The sequence below is a fragment of the Streptomyces sp. NPDC001663 genome (genome assembly GCF_042893105.1).
In the GTDB taxonomy this organism is placed as follows: Bacteria; Actinomycetota; Actinomycetes; order Streptomycetales; family Streptomycetaceae; genus Streptomyces.
The window spans coordinates 575,324-592,642 of the sequence record NZ_JBIAUR010000005.1; the positions used below are offsets into that span (position 1 = coordinate 575,324).

General features: G+C 71.1%; 13 protein-coding genes. 3 read left to right on the plus strand and 10 right to left on the minus strand.

Annotation, left to right across the window (positions count from 1 at the left end):
* The 9 genes from ACFY1L_RS19570 to ACFY1L_RS19610 form a co-directional block, all read right to left on the minus strand.
* Nucleotides 1–1,074: a pseudouridine synthase gene (locus ACFY1L_RS19570; protein WP_388825302.1), complete on the minus strand. Its 1,074-nt coding sequence runs from the start codon at nucleotides 1,072–1,074 to the stop codon at nucleotides 1–3.
* Nucleotides 1,074–1,748 carry an SMC-Scp complex subunit ScpB gene (gene scpB / locus ACFY1L_RS19575; RefSeq protein ID WP_388825305.1) on the minus strand — a complete coding sequence of 225 codons (675 nt, stop codon included), beginning with the start codon at nucleotides 1,746–1,748 and terminating at the stop codon, nucleotides 1,074–1,076. The genes ACFY1L_RS19570 and scpB overlap by 1 nt, the downstream gene beginning before the upstream one ends.
* Complete coding sequence (locus ACFY1L_RS19580; protein ID WP_388825308.1) at nucleotides 1,745–2,824, minus strand: segregation and condensation protein A; 1,080 nt, start codon at nucleotides 2,822–2,824, stop codon at nucleotides 1,745–1,747. The genes scpB and ACFY1L_RS19580 overlap by 4 nt, the downstream gene beginning before the upstream one ends.
* Nucleotides 2,825–2,843: 19 nt before the next feature.
* The gene (locus ACFY1L_RS19585) at nucleotides 2,844–3,434 is read right to left on the minus strand and encodes a hypothetical protein (protein ID WP_388825311.1); all 591 of its coding nucleotides are present in this window, start codon (nucleotides 3,432–3,434) and stop codon (nucleotides 2,844–2,846) included.
* On the minus strand, nucleotides 3,419–4,594 hold the full coding sequence (locus ACFY1L_RS19590) for a ParA family protein (protein WP_388825314.1): 1,176 nt from the start codon (nucleotides 4,592–4,594) through the stop codon (nucleotides 3,419–3,421). The genes ACFY1L_RS19585 and ACFY1L_RS19590 overlap by 16 nt, the downstream gene beginning before the upstream one ends.
* Before the next feature lie 369 nt (nucleotides 4,595–4,963).
* Nucleotides 4,964–6,079 (minus strand): alanine dehydrogenase, encoded by a 1,116-nt coding sequence (gene ald / locus ACFY1L_RS19595; RefSeq protein WP_388825396.1) that lies wholly within the window; start codon nucleotides 6,077–6,079, stop codon nucleotides 4,964–4,966.
* A gap of 144 nt (nucleotides 6,080–6,223) precedes the next feature.
* Nucleotides 6,224–8,311, minus strand: coding sequence for a tetratricopeptide repeat protein (locus ACFY1L_RS19600; protein ID WP_388825317.1), 2,088 nt, complete (start codon nucleotides 8,309–8,311; stop codon nucleotides 6,224–6,226).
* Between the two features lie 159 nt (nucleotides 8,312–8,470).
* Nucleotides 8,471–9,097 (minus strand): NUDIX domain-containing protein, encoded by a 627-nt coding sequence (locus tag ACFY1L_RS19605; protein ID WP_388825320.1) that lies wholly within the window; start codon nucleotides 9,095–9,097, stop codon nucleotides 8,471–8,473.
* 97 nt (nucleotides 9,098–9,194) lie between these two features.
* Nucleotides 9,195–10,844 (minus strand): CTP synthase, encoded by a 1,650-nt coding sequence (locus ACFY1L_RS19610; protein ID WP_388825323.1) that lies wholly within the window; start codon nucleotides 10,842–10,844, stop codon nucleotides 9,195–9,197.
* Between the two features lie 507 nt (nucleotides 10,845–11,351).
* Here ACFY1L_RS19610 and ACFY1L_RS19615 point away from each other — a divergent pair.
* Together ACFY1L_RS19615 and ACFY1L_RS19620 are read left to right on the plus strand one after the other, a co-directional pair.
* Nucleotides 11,352–13,154 (plus strand): glycoside hydrolase family 15 protein, encoded by a 1,803-nt coding sequence (locus ACFY1L_RS19615; protein ID WP_388825399.1) that lies wholly within the window; start codon nucleotides 11,352–11,354, stop codon nucleotides 13,152–13,154.
* 100 nt (nucleotides 13,155–13,254) lie between these two features.
* The gene (locus ACFY1L_RS19620; RefSeq protein ID WP_388825326.1) at nucleotides 13,255–14,637 is read left to right on the plus strand and encodes an FAD-binding protein; all 1,383 of its coding nucleotides are present in this window, start codon (nucleotides 13,255–13,257) and stop codon (nucleotides 14,635–14,637) included.
* On the opposite strand, the gene ACFY1L_RS19625 is transcribed toward ACFY1L_RS19620, so the two are convergent.
* Nucleotides 14,624–15,580: an LLM class F420-dependent oxidoreductase gene (locus ACFY1L_RS19625; protein ID WP_388825329.1), complete on the minus strand. Its 957-nt coding sequence runs from the start codon at nucleotides 15,578–15,580 to the stop codon at nucleotides 14,624–14,626. The two genes, ACFY1L_RS19620 and ACFY1L_RS19625, sit on opposite strands and share 14 nt — an antisense overlap.
* Nucleotides 15,581–15,662: 82 nt before the next feature.
* Here ACFY1L_RS19625 and ACFY1L_RS19630 point away from each other — a divergent pair, with 82 nt between their 5' ends.
* A complete protein-coding gene (locus ACFY1L_RS19630) occupies nucleotides 15,663–17,318 on the plus strand; it encodes a PucR family transcriptional regulator (protein WP_388825332.1) in 1,656 nt (551 codons plus the stop codon).
* The last annotated feature ends 1 nt before the right edge of the window (nucleotide 17,319 follow it).

Sequence of the window (17,319 nt, forward strand, 5' to 3'; positions counted from 1 at the left end):
TTAGAGGTCGACTTCCTTCATCAGCATCCCGACCTCCGTGTTCGACAGCCGGCGCAGCCAGCCCGACTTCTGGTCGCCCAGGGTGATCGGCCCGAAGGACGTGCGCACCAGCTTCTCGACCGGGAAGCCCGCCTCCGCCAGCATGCGGCGGACGATGTGCTTGCGGCCCTCGTGCAGGGTCACCTCGACCAGGTAGTTCTTGCCGGTCTGCTCGACGACGCGGAAGTGGTCCGCGCGCGCGTACCCGTCGTCCAGCTGGATGCCGTCCTTGAGCTTCTTGCCCAGATCGCGCGGGATCGGGCCCACGATGGCGGCGAGGTAGGTCTTCTTCACGCCGTACTTGGGGTGGGTCAGCCGGTGCGCCAGCTCGCCGTGGTTGGTGAGCAGGATCACGCCCTCGGTCTCGGTGTCGAGCCGCCCGACGTGGAAGAGCCGGGTCTCGCGGTTGGTGACGTAGTCACCGAGGCACTGCCGCCCCTCGGGGTCCTCCATCGTCGAGACGACACCGGCGGGCTTGTTCAGCGAGAAGAACTGGTACGACTGCGTCGCCACGGTCAGGCCGTCGACCTTGACCTCGTCCTTCTCCGGGTCGACGCGCTTGCCCTGCTCGAGGACGATCTCGCCGTTGACCTCGACCCGGGCCTGCTCGATCAGCTCCTCGCAGGCGCGCCGGGAGCCGTAGCCCGCGCGCGCGAGCACCTTCTGCAGCCGCTCGCCCTCCTGCTCGGCGCCCGGGAAGGTCTTGGGCAGCTTGACGTCCTTCTTGCCCGCGTACCGGTCCCGGTTGCGCTCCTCGGCCCGCGCGTCGTACTCGCGCGAGGTGCCGGGCGCCGTACGACCGCGCCCGCCCTGCTGGGACTGCTTCGGCCCGCCCTTGGCACCCCCGCGCGCGGAGCCGCCGCGACCCGACTTCGGACCGTCCGGGGTGGCGCCGGGGCCCACGTCGTAGCGGCGCTCCTCGGGGCGGGGCTTGCGAGGACGGCCGCCCTGGCCGCCCTGCTTCTGGTCCCTGTTGTTGCCGGCACCGCGGTGGTTACCGCGCCCACCGCTCTTGCCGCTACCGCTGCTTCGCATCAAAGTTCCGTCGTCGTCGTGTCAGTCATGGCCGACGTGGGACCGTCGTCCAGATCCGGGGCGTCCGGATCGAACGACGGTACGGCTTCCTGGGTCTCGGCCTCGATCGCCTCCGCCTCCGGGAGGAAGGGCGCGAGCTCCGGGAGCTCGTCCAGACCGCGCAGGCCCATCCGCTCCAGAAAGTAGTTCGTCGTCGTGTACAGGATCGCACCTGTTTCGGGTTCCGTGCCCGCCTCCTGGACCAGACCCCGCTGCAGAAGGGTCCGCATCACGCCGTCGCAGTTGACTCCTCGTACGGCCGAGACGCGGCTGCGGCTCACCGGCTGACGGTAGGCGACGACCGCCAGCGTCTCCAGCGCGGCCTGGGTGAGCCGGGCCTGCTGGCCGTCCAGGACGAAGCCCTCGACGGCCGCCGCGTACTCGGGCCGGCTGTAGAAACGCCAGCCGCCGGCGATCAGCCGCAGCTCGAAACCGCGCCCCTGCACGGTGTACTCGTCGGCCAGCGCCCGCAGCGCGTCCCCGATCTGCCGCCTGGGCCGCTGGAGGATCTTCGCGAGGTGCTCCTCGGTCGCGGGCTCGTCCACCACCATGAGGACGGCCTCCAGGGCGGGCTTGAGATCGAGGTCGGCGACGGTGCGCAGCCCCGCCGACAGTTCGGTGGTCTCCTCGCTCACGCCTTCTTCTCCTTGGCTTCGTCCTTGGGCACCTCGGGCGGCCGGTCGAACTCGTCGGTCACGGTGGGCGTCTCGTCGCCCTCCCCGCCGGTCCAGCGCACGATCAGCTCACCGAGCGCCGTCTCCTGATCGAGCGCCACGGCCTTCTCGCGGTACAGCTCCAGCAGCGCCAGGAATCTTGCTACGACGGTGAGGGTGTCGTCGGTGTCCTCGACGAGGGCCCGGAAGCTGGCCTCGCCGAGCTCTCGCAGCCGCGCGACCACGATCCCGGCCTGCTCCTGGACACTGACCAGCGGTGCGTGGATGTGGTCGACGTACACCTGCGGCTTGGGCTTGGGCTGCATCGCCTTGACGGCGAGCTTCGCGAACCCCTCCGGTCCGATGCTGATGACCACCTCGGGCAGCAGCTCGGCGTGCTGGGGCTCGAGTCCGACGGTACGGGGGTAACGCCGGGCTTCCTCGTCCAGTCGCTGGTTGAAGATGTCGGCGATCTGCTTGTACGCGCGGTACTGCAGCAGCCGCGCGAACAGCAGGTCCCGGGCTTCGAGGAGCGCGAGGTCGGCCTCGTCCTCCACCTCGGCGGAGGGCAGCAGCCGGGCCGCCTTCAGGTCGAGCAGTGTGGCCGCGACGACCAGGAACTCGGTCGTCTCGTCGAGGTCCCAGTCCGGCCCCATGGCCCGGATGTGCGCCATGAACTCGTCGGTCACCTTGGACAGGGCGACCTCGGTGACGTCCATCTTGTGCTTGGAGATCAGCTGGAGGAGAAGGTCGAAGGGCCCCTCGAAGTTGGAGAGGCGGACCTTGAAGACGCCGTCGGAGGGTTCCTCGGGCCCCTCGGGCTCCGGGACAACAACCGGAGGCTCTTCGGCAGCGGGCTCCTCGACAACCGGAGGCACCTCGGCAGGCGGCTCCTCGACGACCGGAGGCGCCTCCGCCGGGAGCTCCTGCACGGACACCGGAAGCTCCTCCACGGGAGCCTCCGGTTCAGCCTGCGGAGCAGTCGTCCCCGGTCCCCGGCCAAGCGCACGCCGACGGCCGGCGGCACCGCCGGGGACGGGAGCGTCGTTCGAGGTCATGGCCCCCGCAGGCTACCGCCTACCGCCCACGCAGCCGACGTACGAGAATGCTCGCGTCCCCGCGGGACTCCAGGTCGGCCAGCACCACGGCGACCGCCTCGCGGACGATCCGCCCGCGGTCGACCGCAAGGCCGTGCTCCCCGCGGAGCACCAGGCGGGCGTGCTCCAGGTCCATCAGCTCCTCGGCGGACACGTACACGGTGATCTTCTCGTCGTGCCGCTCCCGCCCGCTGGGCCGGCGCGAGGCAGACGACCGGCCGCGCTTGCGGGGCTGGGCGTTGGCGGACGCGGCGGCGGCAGAACCTTCCTGCGCCCCCTGACGTCGCCCGGAGCGCTCCTGTGCCGCGGCGCGGCTGCGGGACTCCCCGGCGTCGGCCGGCTCCGGCTCCGCGGCCACATGCTCCGCGCCCTCGCCGTCGCCGCCCTGCGCGGGCACCGACTGCGGTGCGTCCTCGGGCGACCCGGCCGCGGCCGGGTCGCTCTCCCCCGCGGGCGCGGGCACACGGGCTTCGCCGTTGGCCCCCCGCCGCGGTGTGGACGGCTGGAGCGCCGTTCCCCCTGTCGTACGGAAGAGTTCGTCGGCCCCCGGCAGACTCACTCGGCGTGACACCGGGCGAGCACCTCCCTGGCGAGCTGACGGTAGGCGGCGGCGCCGACGGAGTTGGAGGCGTACGTGGTGATCGGCTCGCCGGCGACCGTGGTCTCCGGGAAGCGGACCGTGCGCCCGATGACCGTGTGGTAGACGTGGTCGTCGAACGCCTCGACGACACGCGCGAGCACCTCACGGCTGTGCACGGTGCGGGAGTCGTACATCGTGGCGAGAATCCCGTCGAGCTCCAGCTCCGGGTTGAGCCGCTCCTGGACCTTCTCGATGGTCTCCGTCAGCAGCGCCACACCACGCAGCGCGAAGAACTCGCACTCGAGAGGCACTATCACCTTGTGCGCGGCCGTCAGCGCGTTGACGGTGAGCAGGCCGAGCGAGGGCTGACAGTCGATCACGATGTAGTCGTAGTCGGACATCAGCGGCTTCAGGGCGCGCTGCAGCGTCGACTCGCGCGCGACCTCGGAGACCAGCTGGACCTCGGCGGCGGACAGGTCGATGTTGCTGGGCAGCAGGTCCATGTTCGGGACCGCCGTCTTCAGGAGCACCTCGTCGGCCGCCATGCCCCGCTCCATGAGCAGGTTGTAGACGGTGAGGTCGAGCTCCATCGGGTTGACACCGAGGCCCACCGACAGCGCGCCCTGCGGGTCGAAGTCCACGAGCAGCACGCGCCGTCCGTACTCCGCGAGCGCGGCACCCAGGTTGATGGTCGACGTCGTCTTGCCCACGCCGCCCTTCTGGTTGCACATCGCGATGATCTTCGCGGGGCCGTGATCGGTCAGCGGGCCCGGGATCGGGAAGTACGGCAGCGGGCGCCCGGTCGGACCGACGCGCTCACGGCGCTGGCGGGCAGCGTCGGGCGCGAGCGTGGCCGCGTACTCGGGGTCGGGCTCGTACTCCGCGTCGGGGTCGTAGAAGTGCCCTTCGGGCAGTTCGTCGTAGTCGGCGAAGTGGTTGTGGGGCGCGCCACTTCCGTCGCCGGCCATGGCGTTCACGTGATGGCCATCCATGCTCTGGTGTGCAGTCCGGATCACTCGCGGACCCGGGCTCTGATGGGCTGCGAAGGTGCGCACAGCAACGGAGCCGACAGCCTCGAACCCCTCGGGGTCCTGGCCCCTTACCGGCGTTCCTGGGCGACCACCCCCGGGAGAAAATGTCGACTCATTCACAAGTCGTCTTACCTCCTTGGTGACCAGGAAACTTCTAGACAGGTCAGCGTGGCACCATGCCGACGGTTGGCGACTCTATGGCGTGTCGGGCGTCCGCAGCAACACAATCCGCCGGACCCGGCAGGATGTGTCGGCAATGAAACATCCCTCTGTCAAGGGCGTACGGCCGTCGCACGGCAGGTTTGACCGGTGTGCGAATCGACCAAAGGGTTACGTTCGAGGCGAGTTGGCCGAGAGCCGCAAAGTGACCATACACACATCCGGCCGGACCTTGTCGGGCAAGGTCCGGCCGGGCGCACGGGGTTGACGACCTGTGTTGACGTATCGCCTTTTACCGAATGGTGACTTAGCGGCTCGACGACTGACGGGTCAGCCGAGCAGGGTCTCGAGCTCCACGTGCTCCAGGCCGTGCGCCTGGGCGACCTCGCCGTAAACGACCTTTCCGTCATGGGTGTTGAGGCCCTTCGCCAGCGCGGGGTCGCGGCGCAGCGCCTCCACCCAGCCACGGTTGGCGAGTTCGACGATGTAGGGCAGCGTCGCGTTGGTGAGCGCGTAGGTGGAGGTGTTGGGCACCGCACCCGGCATGTTGGCGACGCAGTAGAAGACCGAGTCGTGCACCTGGAAGGTCGGCTCGGCGTGCGTGGTCGGACGGGAGTCCTCGAAGCAGCCGCCCTGGTCGATCGCGATGTCGACAAGGACACTTCCCGGCTTCATGCGCGACACGAGCTCGTTGGTGACCAGCTTCGGCGCCTTGGCGCCCGGGATGAGCACGGCGCCGATGACGAGGTCGGCGTCCAGGACGGCCTTCTCGAGCTCGAAGGCGTTGGACATGATCGCCCGGACCTTGGTGCCGAAGACCTTGTCGGCCTCGCGCAGCTTGTTGATGTCGCGGTCGAGCAGCGTGACGTGGAAGCCCATGCCGACGGCGATCTGCGTGGCGTTCCAGCCGGAGACGCCGCCGCCGATGACGACGGCACGCGCGGGCTGGGTGCCGGGGACGCCGCCGGGCAGCACACCGCGGCCGCCGACCGAGCGCATCAGGTGGTAGGCGCCGACCTGCGGGGCGAGCCGGCCCGCGACCTCGGACATCGGGGCGAGCAGCGGCAGGGCGCGGCTGGGGAGCTCGACGGTCTCGTAGGCGATCGCGGTGGTGCCGGACTCGATGAGCGCGTCGGTGCACTCCTTGGAGGCGGCCAGGTGCAGGTAGGTGAAGAGCGTCTGGTCCTTGCGGAGGCGGTGGTACTCCTCGGCGATCGGCTCCTTGACCTTGAGCAGCAGGTCGGCGGTGGCCCACACCTCGTCGGCGGTCGCCAGGATCTGCGCACCGGCGGAGACGTACTCCGCGTCCGGGATCGACGAGCCGAGACCGGCGCCCTGCTCGATGACGACCTGGTGGCCGTGGCGCACGAGTTCGTGCACACCGGCGGGGGTGATGGCCACCCGGAACTCGTTGTTCTTGACCTCGCGGGGGATGCCGACCTTCACGTGGATCACGGTCCTTGGCTCAGTGGATGTGGGGCAATACAACACATACCCAGGCATGCATGAGCACACCGGGAGACACCGCAGGAGAAGGTGCGGCAGAGCCAGTCTAATGAAGGTGTTCCCGCTGTCTAGCCTTTCATTGCATCAATCTTCTGCGGATGTACTACGGATTTCGCAGGCGTTAGCGGCTTGTTCCGGCTGATCGGGCTGATCGGGCCCCGTCTCGCCCTCCTCCTCGGCCTCCTCCGGCTCCTGCGCGAGCAGCCGCTCGGCAGTGCCCCGGTGCAGCTGGGCGGAGGCGGGATCGCCGAGGTGCTCGAGCGTGTCGGCGAGCCGCAGCTGCAGTGCCGCCTGCAGCCGAACGTCCTCCGCGCGGCGCGCCCACTCCACGGCCTCGTGGCAGGTGCGCAGCGACTCCTCGGGACGTCCGGCGTACTCCTGGACGCGCGCGAGTTCGCTCAACGCCCGTGCGTAGGCGGCCACATCACCGTTCTTGCGGTATCCGGTGGCCGCGGCCCGCCAGCCGCGCAGCGCCTCGCCGTAGCGGCCCGCGTAGGTGTGGGTCGTGGCGATACGGCCGTACAGCCGGGCGGCGTCCGCACGCTCCGCCCGGGCCAGGCGCTGGGTGAGCGCCCGGCCGAACCAGTCGGCGGCCCGGTCGTAGTCCCCGAGCTCGAGATGCGCACCACCTACGGATTCCATTGCGCGCCCGGTCGCATACGGGTCATTTGCTTCGCGTCCGGCGTCCAGCGCGGCCCGGTACCGCACCAGGGCGTCGGCCGTACGGCCGGTCTGGGCGTCCAGGTCGCCGAGGTTGAGCAGGGCCGCGGCCCTCTCGCGGTGCAGCTCGCGACGCTCGGCCACGTCGAGGACGAGCCGGTGGATGCCGTACAGGTCGGACGCGGCGGCCCGCATGCCGAAGTGCGCGACCATGGCCCTGACCAGCTGCGACATCAGCCGCCGGGCGAGGGTGTCCAGCTCCCCGTCGGCCACCGCGGCCCGGGCCGCGGCCAGCAGGGCGGGCCTGCGGATGCGCAGCCAGTCCTCGGCCGCCCGCGGGCTGGGGAAGCGCACGGAGCGCGGCATGCCCTGGAGCTTCTCGCGCGCGTCGGCGCTGTCCGTCTCGGTGATCGTCCGGCACGACTGCAGCAGCCGTACGGTCCGCTCCAGCATGCGGGCGCGGGCCAGCTGCAGCTCGCCCGGGCGGTCCTTGCTCTCCGTGAGCGCCTTGAGCATGGGGTGCAGACAGCCCGGGACCTCGTACTGCGGCAGCGGCGAGTCCACCGCCCGCAGCAGGCCCAGGGCGACGAAGTCGTCCAGGGTGGTGCGGGCGCTGCTGACCGAGCAGCCGGCGAGCGCGGACGCGGTGTGCGGGTCGACCAGGCCGGCCGGTGCGAGGGCGAGCAGTCGCAGTATCCGGGCGGCCGGCACCGGCAGCGAGCTGTAGGCGAGCCGGAAGACGCGGCTGAGCGGTGTGCCCTCGTCACCCTCCGTGTGCAGGTGCTTGGCGAGGTCGGCGACGGCCGCCTTGGGGCGGGCGGCGAGCCAGCCGCCGGCCATCTCCAGCGCGGCGGGCTGGGCCTGGCACTCCTCGACGAGGCCCTCGGCGGCACGCGGGTCGACGGTGATGCGGACGGAGCCGATGTGCCGGGTCAGCAGCTCCAGGGCGGACTTGGTGTCGAGGCCGCCGAGGGTGCAGGGGCGGACGTCGGAGATGCCGGTGAGCGGGCCTTCGGAGACGGCCACGACCAGGCACTCCGAGCTGTCCGGCAGCAGGGCGTCGACCTGCTCGGCGCCCGCCGCGTCGTCGAGCAGCACCAGCGCCCGGCGGTCGGCGAGGCCGGTGCGCAGCGCCTCGGTCAGGTCGTCCGCGGCGGCTCCGGCGGGAGCAGGCAGGTCCAGGGCGGCGAGCAGTTCGCGGGCGGCGCGCTCGACGGGGACGGGGGTGCCGTCGGGCTCGCTCAGCCGCGCCCTGAGCACCCCGTCGTCGTAACGGTCCGCGACCTGCCGTACGAGCTCCTCGGCGAGGGCCGTGCGGCCGGAGCCGGGACGGCCCGCGATGAGCAGTACGCGCGCGCGTGGGGGCTTCTTTCCGGACAGGGTGTCCAGGCCCGCGCGCTCGATGTCGGCGCGCAGCTCCTTCAACTCCCTTGTACGGCCCAGGAACTGGCTCTCCGCAGCAACGCGCCCCGACAGCCGTACGCCGCCTGTGTCCACCGCCTGATCCGTCACGGGCACACTCCCGTCCCACCGCACGCGCAAGCCCGCCGGGACTCCGGTCCGGGCATGCCCAGAGCCTAGTTCACGCTCTGCAACGTTCCCGGTGGAGCGCGACGGCCAGGTCCCCCGATCGGATCAGCCGATGGTCACACCGCAAGGGGCCGAATGGGTTCAGGCCTCGAACGGACGGGCCGGCCACGGCGCCTCGGCCGGGCGCAGCGCGTCGAGTCCGTCGCCGTGCTGCGCGGCGACCAGCGAAAGGACGCCCACGACAAGGCAGTTGTTGTGCAGCTCGCCGGCGAGGACGCCCCGTACGAGCTCGTCGAGCGGCACCCGCTCCAACTCCATGTCGGCCTCTTCGTGCTCGACCTCGAAGCGCTCGCCGTCGGCCTCGGACAGGTCGCGGGCGAGGAAGATGCGCACGGCCTCGTCGCAGCCGCCGGGGGTGGTGTACACGTCGGTCAGCACACGCCAGTCCTCGGCCTTGACGTGCGCCTCCTCGTAGAGCTCGCGCTGGGCTGCGTGCAGCGGGTTCTCGCCGGGCACGTCGAGCAGACCGGCCGGGATCTCCCACAGCTTCTGGCGCACGGGGTGGCGGTACTGGCGGATCACCAGGACGCGGCCGGATTCGTCAAGAGCGAGGACGGCCACGGAACCGGGGTGGACCTGGTAGTCGCGGCGGACGACCGTTCCGTCGGGCATGAGCACGTCGTCGGTGCGGACGGAGGTCTTGTTGCCCACGAACGGGGTGTCCGTCGCCCGGATCTCCCACTCCTCCGGGGTGTCCTTGATCGTCATTCCTGTCCTTCCGCACGCTTTACAAAGGCACGCCAAAACGAAGCCGGGGCGCTCACCCTTTGAATGCGTGCGCCCCGGCCACCGTACAACTGTTGTGCTAGTTGGAATTCTTCCGCTCGACCGCGGCCTTCACGAGGCCGGCGAACAGCGGGTGCGGCCGGGTCGGGCGCGAGCGCAGCTCGGGGTGCGCCTGCGTGGCGACCAGGTAAGGGTGCACGTCGCGCGGGTACTCGACGTACTCCACGAGCTTGCCGTCGGGCGAAGTGCCGGAGAACAGGATGCCCGCCCTCTTCTCCAGCTCCGCGCGGTAGGCGTTGTTGACCTCGTACCGGTGACGGTGCCGCTCCTCGACGTACTCCTTGCCGTCGTACACCTCACGCACGATGGAGCCCTCGGCCAGCTTGGCCGGGTACATGCCCAGGCGCATCGTGCCGCCCATGTCGCCCTCGCCGGCGACGATGTCGAGCTGCTCGGCCATGGTGGAGATGACCGGGTGGCCGGTGGCCGAGTCGAACTCGGTGGAGTTGGCGTCGGTGATGTCGGCGAGGTTGCGGGCCGCCTCGATCACGATGCACTGCAGGCCGAGGCAGAGGCCGAGCAGCGGGATCTTGTTCTCGCGGGCGTACTTGATCGCCCCGACCTTGCCGAGCACACCGCGGTCGCCGAAGCCGCCGGGGATGCACACACCGTCGACGTCCTCCAGCTGCGCCTTGGCGCCCGCCGGGGTCTTGCAGTCGTCGGAGGTGACCCACTTGATCTTCACGCGGGCCTTGTTGGCGAAGCCGCCGGCGCGCAGCGCCTCGGTGACCGAGAGGTAGGCGTCGGGCAGGTCGATGTACTTGCCGACGAGGGCGAGGGTGATCTCGTGGTCGGGGTTGTGGACGCGGTCGAGCAGGTCGTCCCAGGTCGTCCAGTCCACGTCGCGGAACGGCAGGTCAAGCTTGCGGACGACATAGGCGTCCAGGCCCTCGCCGTGCACGGTCTTCGGGATGTCGTAGATCGAGCGGGCGTCGGGGCAGGCGACCACGGCGGCCTCGTCGACGTCGCACATCAGGGAGATCTTGCGCTTGATCGCGGTGGGGACCTCGCGGTCGCAGCGCAGCACGATGGCGTCCGGCTGGATACCGATGTTGCGCAGGGCCGCAACCGAGTGCTGGGTCGGCTTCGTCTTCAGCTCCCCCGACGGGCCGATGTACGGCAGGAGGGAAATGTGGACGACGAAGACGTTGTCACGGCCGACCTCGTGGCGGACCTGGCGGACCGTCTCGAGGAACGGCAGCGACTCGATGTCGCCGACGGTGCCGCCGACCTCCGTGATGACGACGTCGACCTCGTCGGTCGCCATGCGGCGGATGCGGTGCTTGATCTCGTTGGTGATGTGCGGGATGACCTGCACGGTGTCGCCGAGGTACTCGCCGCGCCGCTCCTTGGCGATCACCGTCGAGTAGACCTGGCCTGTAGTGACATTGGCGGAGCCGTCCAAGTCACGGTCGAGGAAGCGCTCGTAGTGTCCGATGTCCAGATCGGTCTCGGCGCCGTCGTTGGTGACGAAGACCTCACCGTGCTGGAAGGGGTTCATCGTGCCCGGGTCCACGTTCAGGTACGGGTCGAGCTTCTGCATGACCACCCGCAGCCCGCGGGCCTTGAGCAGCATGCCCAGGCTGGAGGCCGTCAGGCCCTTGCCGAGCGAGGAGGCGACACCCCCGGTGACGAAGATGTGCTTGGTCGTCGTAGATTTCGGCGGCATGGCCAAGAGGGGGCTCCCGTGGTCGCGGTCTGGGGTGCGGTGCGGCTGCCCGGCCGGAAATCGGGGGGTCGCCGTCGCTGCGGTTCGGGGGTTTCGTGCCCACCGGTCCACGGGCTACCAGGGTATCAGCGCCCGGACGAGATGGCTTCCGGCCACGCTCCGCACACGAGTCACCACGGACCCGCACAGGCACACGTGTTTCTCACCCGTTGCTCACCCGTTCGGCCGATCCGGGTTGCCCGGAGCGGCACACAGATCATCTACGTGCGTCGTATCCTGCTCGGACACTCGCTGCCGAGCCCGGCCGGCGACAGGCACCACCCCCGCCCGTACGCACCGGAACAACGAGAGCTCGTCAGTTCGTTGAGCAGTAATTGTCGTTTTGCCACACGGCCAGGACGACTGCTTTGCTTCACCGCTCAACGACGCATTACAACGACCCCTTGACCGCACTAGCGACAGCCCCCTTTTGTCGGGGGTGACGTGGCCGTTCGACTGGAGTTGCACGTGGCCGGGCGCATCGAAGACTACGCACTCATCGGAGACATGCAGACCGCAGCCTTGGTCTGCCGGGACGGCACGGTGGACTGGCTGTGCCTGCCCCGCTTCGACTCGCATGCCATCTTCGCCGGCCTGCTGGGCACCGAGGAGCACGGCTTCTGGCGGCTCGGCCCCGCCCACGCCTCCGACGCGAAGCCCCCGGCGGCCGCCCGGCGCAACTACCGCGGCGACTCGCTGATCCTGGAATCCGAGTGGGACACCCCGCGCGGCACGGTCCGAGTGACCGATTTCATGCCCCCGCGTGACGGCGCCCCTCAGCTGATCCGCATCGTGGAGGGCGTTTCCGGCCGCGTCCCGATGCGCTCGGCCCTCCGGATGCGTTTCTCCTACGGCCGGGTCGTGCCGTGGGTGCACAAGCACGACGGGCGTACGGTCGCCGTCGCGGGTCCCGACTCCGTGTGGTTCGACACGGACTGCGAGACCTACGGCAAGTCGCTGACGACGTACTCGGACTTCACGGTCGCCCCGGGTGACCGGATCGCGTTCACGATCTCCTGGGAGCCCTCGCACAAGCAGCCGCCCGCGCTGCCGGAGCCGGAGACCTCGCTGCAGGCGACGGAGGACTTCTGGCGCGAGTGGGTCGAGCACTGTACGTACCACGGCCCGTACCGCGAGGCGGTGATCCGCTCGCTGATCACGCTCAAGGCCCTGACGTACGCGCCGACGGGCGGCATCGTCGCGGCACCCACGACCTCCCTCCCGGAGGACATCGGCGGCGTCCGCAACTGGGACTACCGCTACACCTGGCTGCGTGACGCGGCCATCACCCTCTCCTCGCTGCTGCGCACCGGCTACCGCGAGGAGGCCCGCGCCTGGCGCGAGTGGCTGCTCAGGGCGGTCGCCGGCGACCCCGAGAACCTGCAGATCATGTACGGCATCGCGGGCGAGCGCGAGCTGGGCGAGGCCGAACTGGACTGGCTGCCCGGTTACGAGAACTCGGCGCCGGTGCGGGTCGGCAACGGCGCGGCCCACCAGCTCCAGCTCGACGTGTACGGCGAGGTCACCGAGGCCCTGCACCTGGGCCACATGACGGGCCTGGCCCGCAGCGACTACGCCTCCCTGCTGCAGCTCAAGCTGATCCGCTACCTGGAGCAGCACTGGGACGAGCCGGACGAGGGCATCTGGGAGGTGCGGGGCCCGCGCCGCCACTTCGTGCACTCCAAGGTCATGGCCTGGGTCGCCGTCGACCGCACGATCAAGCTCATCGAGTCCGGCGACGCGGACGGCCCGCTGGAGCGCTGGCGCGAGCTGCGCGACGACATCCACCGGGACGTGTGCGAGAAGGGCTACGACAAGGAGCGCAACACCTTCACACAGTCGTACGGCTCGAAGGAGCTGGACGCCTCGCTGCTGCTGATCCCGCAGATGGGCTTCCTGCCGCCCGACGACAAGCGCGTCATCGGCACCATCGAGGCGATCCAGCGCGAGCTGTCCACGACGGACGGCTTCATCCTGCGCTACCCGACCGAGGGTGACAGCGAGGGCGTCGACGGCCTCCCCGGTGACGAAGGGGCCTTCCTGGCCTGCTCGTTCTGGATGGCGGACGACCTCGCGATGATCGGCCGCGTGGACGAGGCCCGCAAGCTGTTCGAGAAGCTGCTGGCCCTGCGCAACGACCTCGGTCTGCTCGCCGAGGAGTGGGACCCGCGTCTCAAGCGCCAGGTCGGCAACTTCCCGCAGGCCTTCAGCCACGTTCCGCTCATCGACACGGCCCTGCGCCTGACGGCGTCCGGAGCCTACGGCGGCTGACCCTTACCGATCGGTGACGTGCGGCGGCCGAACAGGACCGCCGTATCGCGCCCACCTAGGCTGGAAGCAGACATTCACCCCTTTTCGGAAGGGGATGGCCATGGCTTCCCACTCGAAGGCGGGCGCGGCCCTCGACGCGCTGCGCGAGGATCTGGTCGGCGACGTGTTCGCCCCGGAGGACGCGGGCTACGACGAGGCCCGGATCGTCTTCAACGCCATGATCGACCGGCGGCCGGCGGTGATCGCGCAATGCGTGGACGAGGCCGACGTGGTGCGGTCGGTCCGCTTCGCCCGTGACCTGGACCTGCCGATCGCGGTGCGCGGCGGTGGGCACAGCGTGGCGGGCATGGCGCTGGGCGACGGGGCCGTGGTGGTCGACCTGCGCCATATGCGCGCGGTCACCGTCCATCCCGGGGCCGAGGCGGTACGGGTGGCGGGCGGCGCCACGATGAGCGATCTGGACCGCGCCACCCAGCCGTTCGGCCTGGCGACCACCGGCGGCCGGGCCTCGACCACCGGCGTCGGCGGCTTCGTCCTCGGCGGCGGCAGCGGCTGGCTGGAACGCTCCTGCGGCCTGGCCGTCGACAACCTCCTCGGCGTCGAGCTGGTCACCGCCGACGGCGAGCGGGTCCACGCGAACGCCGACGAGAACCCGGAACTGTTCTGGGGCCTGCACGGCGGCGGAGGCAACTTCGGCATCGCCACCGCACTCACGCTGAAGCTGCACGAACTGCCCGCGTTCTCCATCGCCCTGATGATGTTCCTCCCCGAGTACGGCCGGGAGGTGATCCGCACCTACCGCGACGTCATCCAGGCGAGCCCGGTGGAGGCGGGCGGCGGCGTCCTGTTCGTCTGCGGCCCGCCCCAGGACTTCGTACCGCCGCACCTGGTCGGGACTTTGCTGTGCGGTGCGCTGCTGGCGTACGCCGGGCCCGAGCAGGACGTGCGCAAGCTGGCCGAGCCGCTGCTGGCGCTGCCGCACGAGGTGGAGGTCGTCACCGCGGTGCCGTACGCGGACTTCCAGTGCATGCTCGACGATCCGCCCGGAATGCGGAACTACTGGTCGGTGGAGTACCTCACGAGCCTCCCCGACGACCTCGTGGACGCCTTCTGCACCCGCGCGGACTCCATGCCTGTGCCCACCGGGAATCAGCAGGTGCTGTTGCCGCAGGGCGGCGCCGTCGCCGACGGCCCGGCCGAGTGGCCCGTGCCCTACCGGGACGCGGAGTGGCTCGTGCACCCCTTCGGCATCTGGGAGGACCCCGCCGACGACGAGCGCTGCATCCAGTGGGTCCGCGACGTCCGCGCCGACCTGCAGCCGTGGAGCACCGGCGCGGTCTACCTCAACTTCATCGGCGACGAGGGTCCGGAGCGTGTGGTGGCCGGCCTGGGGGTCGAGAACGCGCGTCGGATGGGCGATTTGAAGCGGCGCTACGACCCCGACAACGTGTTCCGCTTCAACCACAACATCAAGCCGGCCTGAGCGCTTTCAGGGTGCGTTCTCCGGCCGGGTCACCCGCCGTCGCCGGAACGAGAGCGATCTCGTCCAGCCCGGCCTCGGCATACGCCTCGACACGCGCGCGTACGGCGTCCAGATCGCCGACCAGACCGACCATGCCCGCGGCCGCCGCCGGGAGCGCCCGGACGAGCGCGTCGGGGTCGGCGCCGCCCGCGGCGAGCTGCACGGCCGTACCGAAGCCCGCCGCTTCGAACATGTCGCTGTAACCCGGCACCGTCAGATACCCGGCGATGCTCCGCAGCACCTGGGCCAGGGACTCCGGCTCCGGATCGACGGCGGCGGGCAGCCAGGCCGCGAGGCGGGGCGGGGTACGGCCCGCACGCTCGGCGGCGGCTTCGAGTTTCGCCCGCAGCGTGCGGACCTGCTCCGGGGAGACGATGTCGAGCAGCATGCGGTCGGCGTGCGCGGCGGCCGTGGCGATCGCCCGGTCCCCGAAGGCGGCCACCGTGAGCGCGCCGCCGGGCGGCTGGTGGCGGCGCCGGAAGGTGCTGCCGACCACGACCGGCTCGCCCGGCTCGGCGTGCAGGAAGCGGCGTACGGCCGCCGCCGACTCCTCGAGGGCGGCTGCGGGCCGCGTCCGGGGCACCCCGTGCACGCCCTCGACGACCCGCTTGCTGGACGTCCCGAGCGCCACCCCCACCGGCCGCCCGACCACGGCCGCCGTGGACGCGGCACCCCGGGCGATCGTGTACGGATCGCGCACCGACACCGGCACGGGACCGGCCGTCAGCGCGACCCGCTCGGTGGCCCGCCCGATCGCCGTGGCGAGGACGAAGGAGTCCCAGGTCGGCCCCTCCCCCGCCCACACCTCCCGGTACCCGAGCCGGTCGGCGACCACCGCCACCCGCAACGGCTCGTCCACCGGACTGTCGTCCTCCCGCCCCACGGAGACCACGCTGAAGTCCATGTCCCGGCCGCTACCCGGCCTGCGGAGGCCCAATCCCGCCCGGAGATGTCCCACGGGCACACCCCCGGGTAGCGTCCGGCTCATGAACAGCGGCACGGACAGCGGCACGAACAGCAGATTCGGCACCCAGGGCGCCGGGATCACCGTTCAGCGGGCGCTCGAGCTGCCCGGCCTGCGCAGCGGGCTGCCGGAGGTCCTCGCGGGCGCCGACCGGCTGCAGCGCACCGTGCGCTGGGTGCACGCCGGCGAGGTGCCGAACATCGCCTCCCTGTTGAAGGGCGGCGAGCTGCTGCTGACCACGGGCTACGGCCTGGGCACCCGTCCGGCCGAACAGCGGGCGTTCGTGCGCACCCTCGCCGAGCGCGGCATCGCCGCCCTGGTCATGGAGCTCGGCCCGCGTTTCACCCGCCTGCCCGCCGCGCTCGTCGACACGGCACGCGCGGCCGGGCTGCCGCTCGTCCAGCTGCACCGCGAGGTGCCGTTCGTGGCGGTCACGGAGGAGATCCACACCGAGATCGTCAACGGCCACTACGCCCTGCTGCAGCAGGCGGAGGAGGTGCACCGCCGCTGTACCGAGGCCCTGCTGGGCGGCGGCGGAGTGCCCCAGGTGCTGGGCATCCTGGCCGACTTCAGCGGCAACCCGGTCTTCCTCGAGACGACGGACGGACAGCTGCTGTACGCCGCCGGGTCGGGCCCCGAGGGCGCGGATCCGCTCCAGGTGTGGGAGGGGCTGCGCGGCCAGCACAAGGACGCCCCGCCGCCGTCCGGTTCGGTGCTCGTGGACGTGCCCGGCGGCGGCCACGGCTCGGGTTCGGTGCGCGCCCGTCTGGTCCTCCTTCCGGTACGGGCGCCGCTGGCGCCGGTGCACCGGATCGCGGCCGAGCGGACCGCCGGCATCCTCGCCGTCGTACTGATGCAGGCGCGGCAGGAGGAGGAGCTGGCGGCCCGGGGCCGCGGGGACTTCCTGACGGATCTCGCCGAGGGCCGTATCGCCGCGGAGGACGCGCCCGCGCAGGCGCGCGTCCTGGGCTTCAAGCCGGGCACGAGCCCGCTGCTGCCGGTTGTGATGCGGCTGGGCGACGCGCTGTCGCCGGGCGGCGGCTGGGCGGTGCTGGCGCGCGCGGTCTCCGAGGAGCTGGCCTCGGTGGGTGTGCCGGTCCTGCTCGGCGTACGACCTGTCGAGGGCCGTGTCCTCGTGCTGCTCGGCCTGCGTTCGGAGTCGGAGCGGTCGGCGGTGGCGGACCGCGTCGCGGCGGCGCTGCGGGCCGGGGTGGAGCGGGCCGGGATGCAGCGGCCGGGGGCGCAGCCGCCGGTGGTGGTCGTCGGGGTGGCGGGCGGCTGGGCGGCGGCGTCGGCGGGCCTCAGGCACGCGGCGGAGACGGCGACGGCGGCGCAGGGCCTGTCCGACCGCCCCTGGTACGACGCGCGCCGCCTGGACATCGACCTCCTGCTGTGGCGGCTGCGTGACCACCCGGACCTGGCGGCCTTCGTGGACCGCGCGATCGGCCCGGTCCGCGACCACGACAACCGCTCCCGGCCGCCCCTGCTGCCCACCCTGGAGACGTACTTGGCGCACGCGGGCCGCAAGGCGGAGACCGCCCGCGAACTCCACCTCAACCGGCAGACGCTCTACAACCGCCTGGCCCGCATCGGCGAGTTGCTCGGCACGGACCTCGACGACCCGCAGACGGTACTGGCGTTGAGCCTGGCGCTGCGAGCGCGCAGGCATGTGCCCTAGA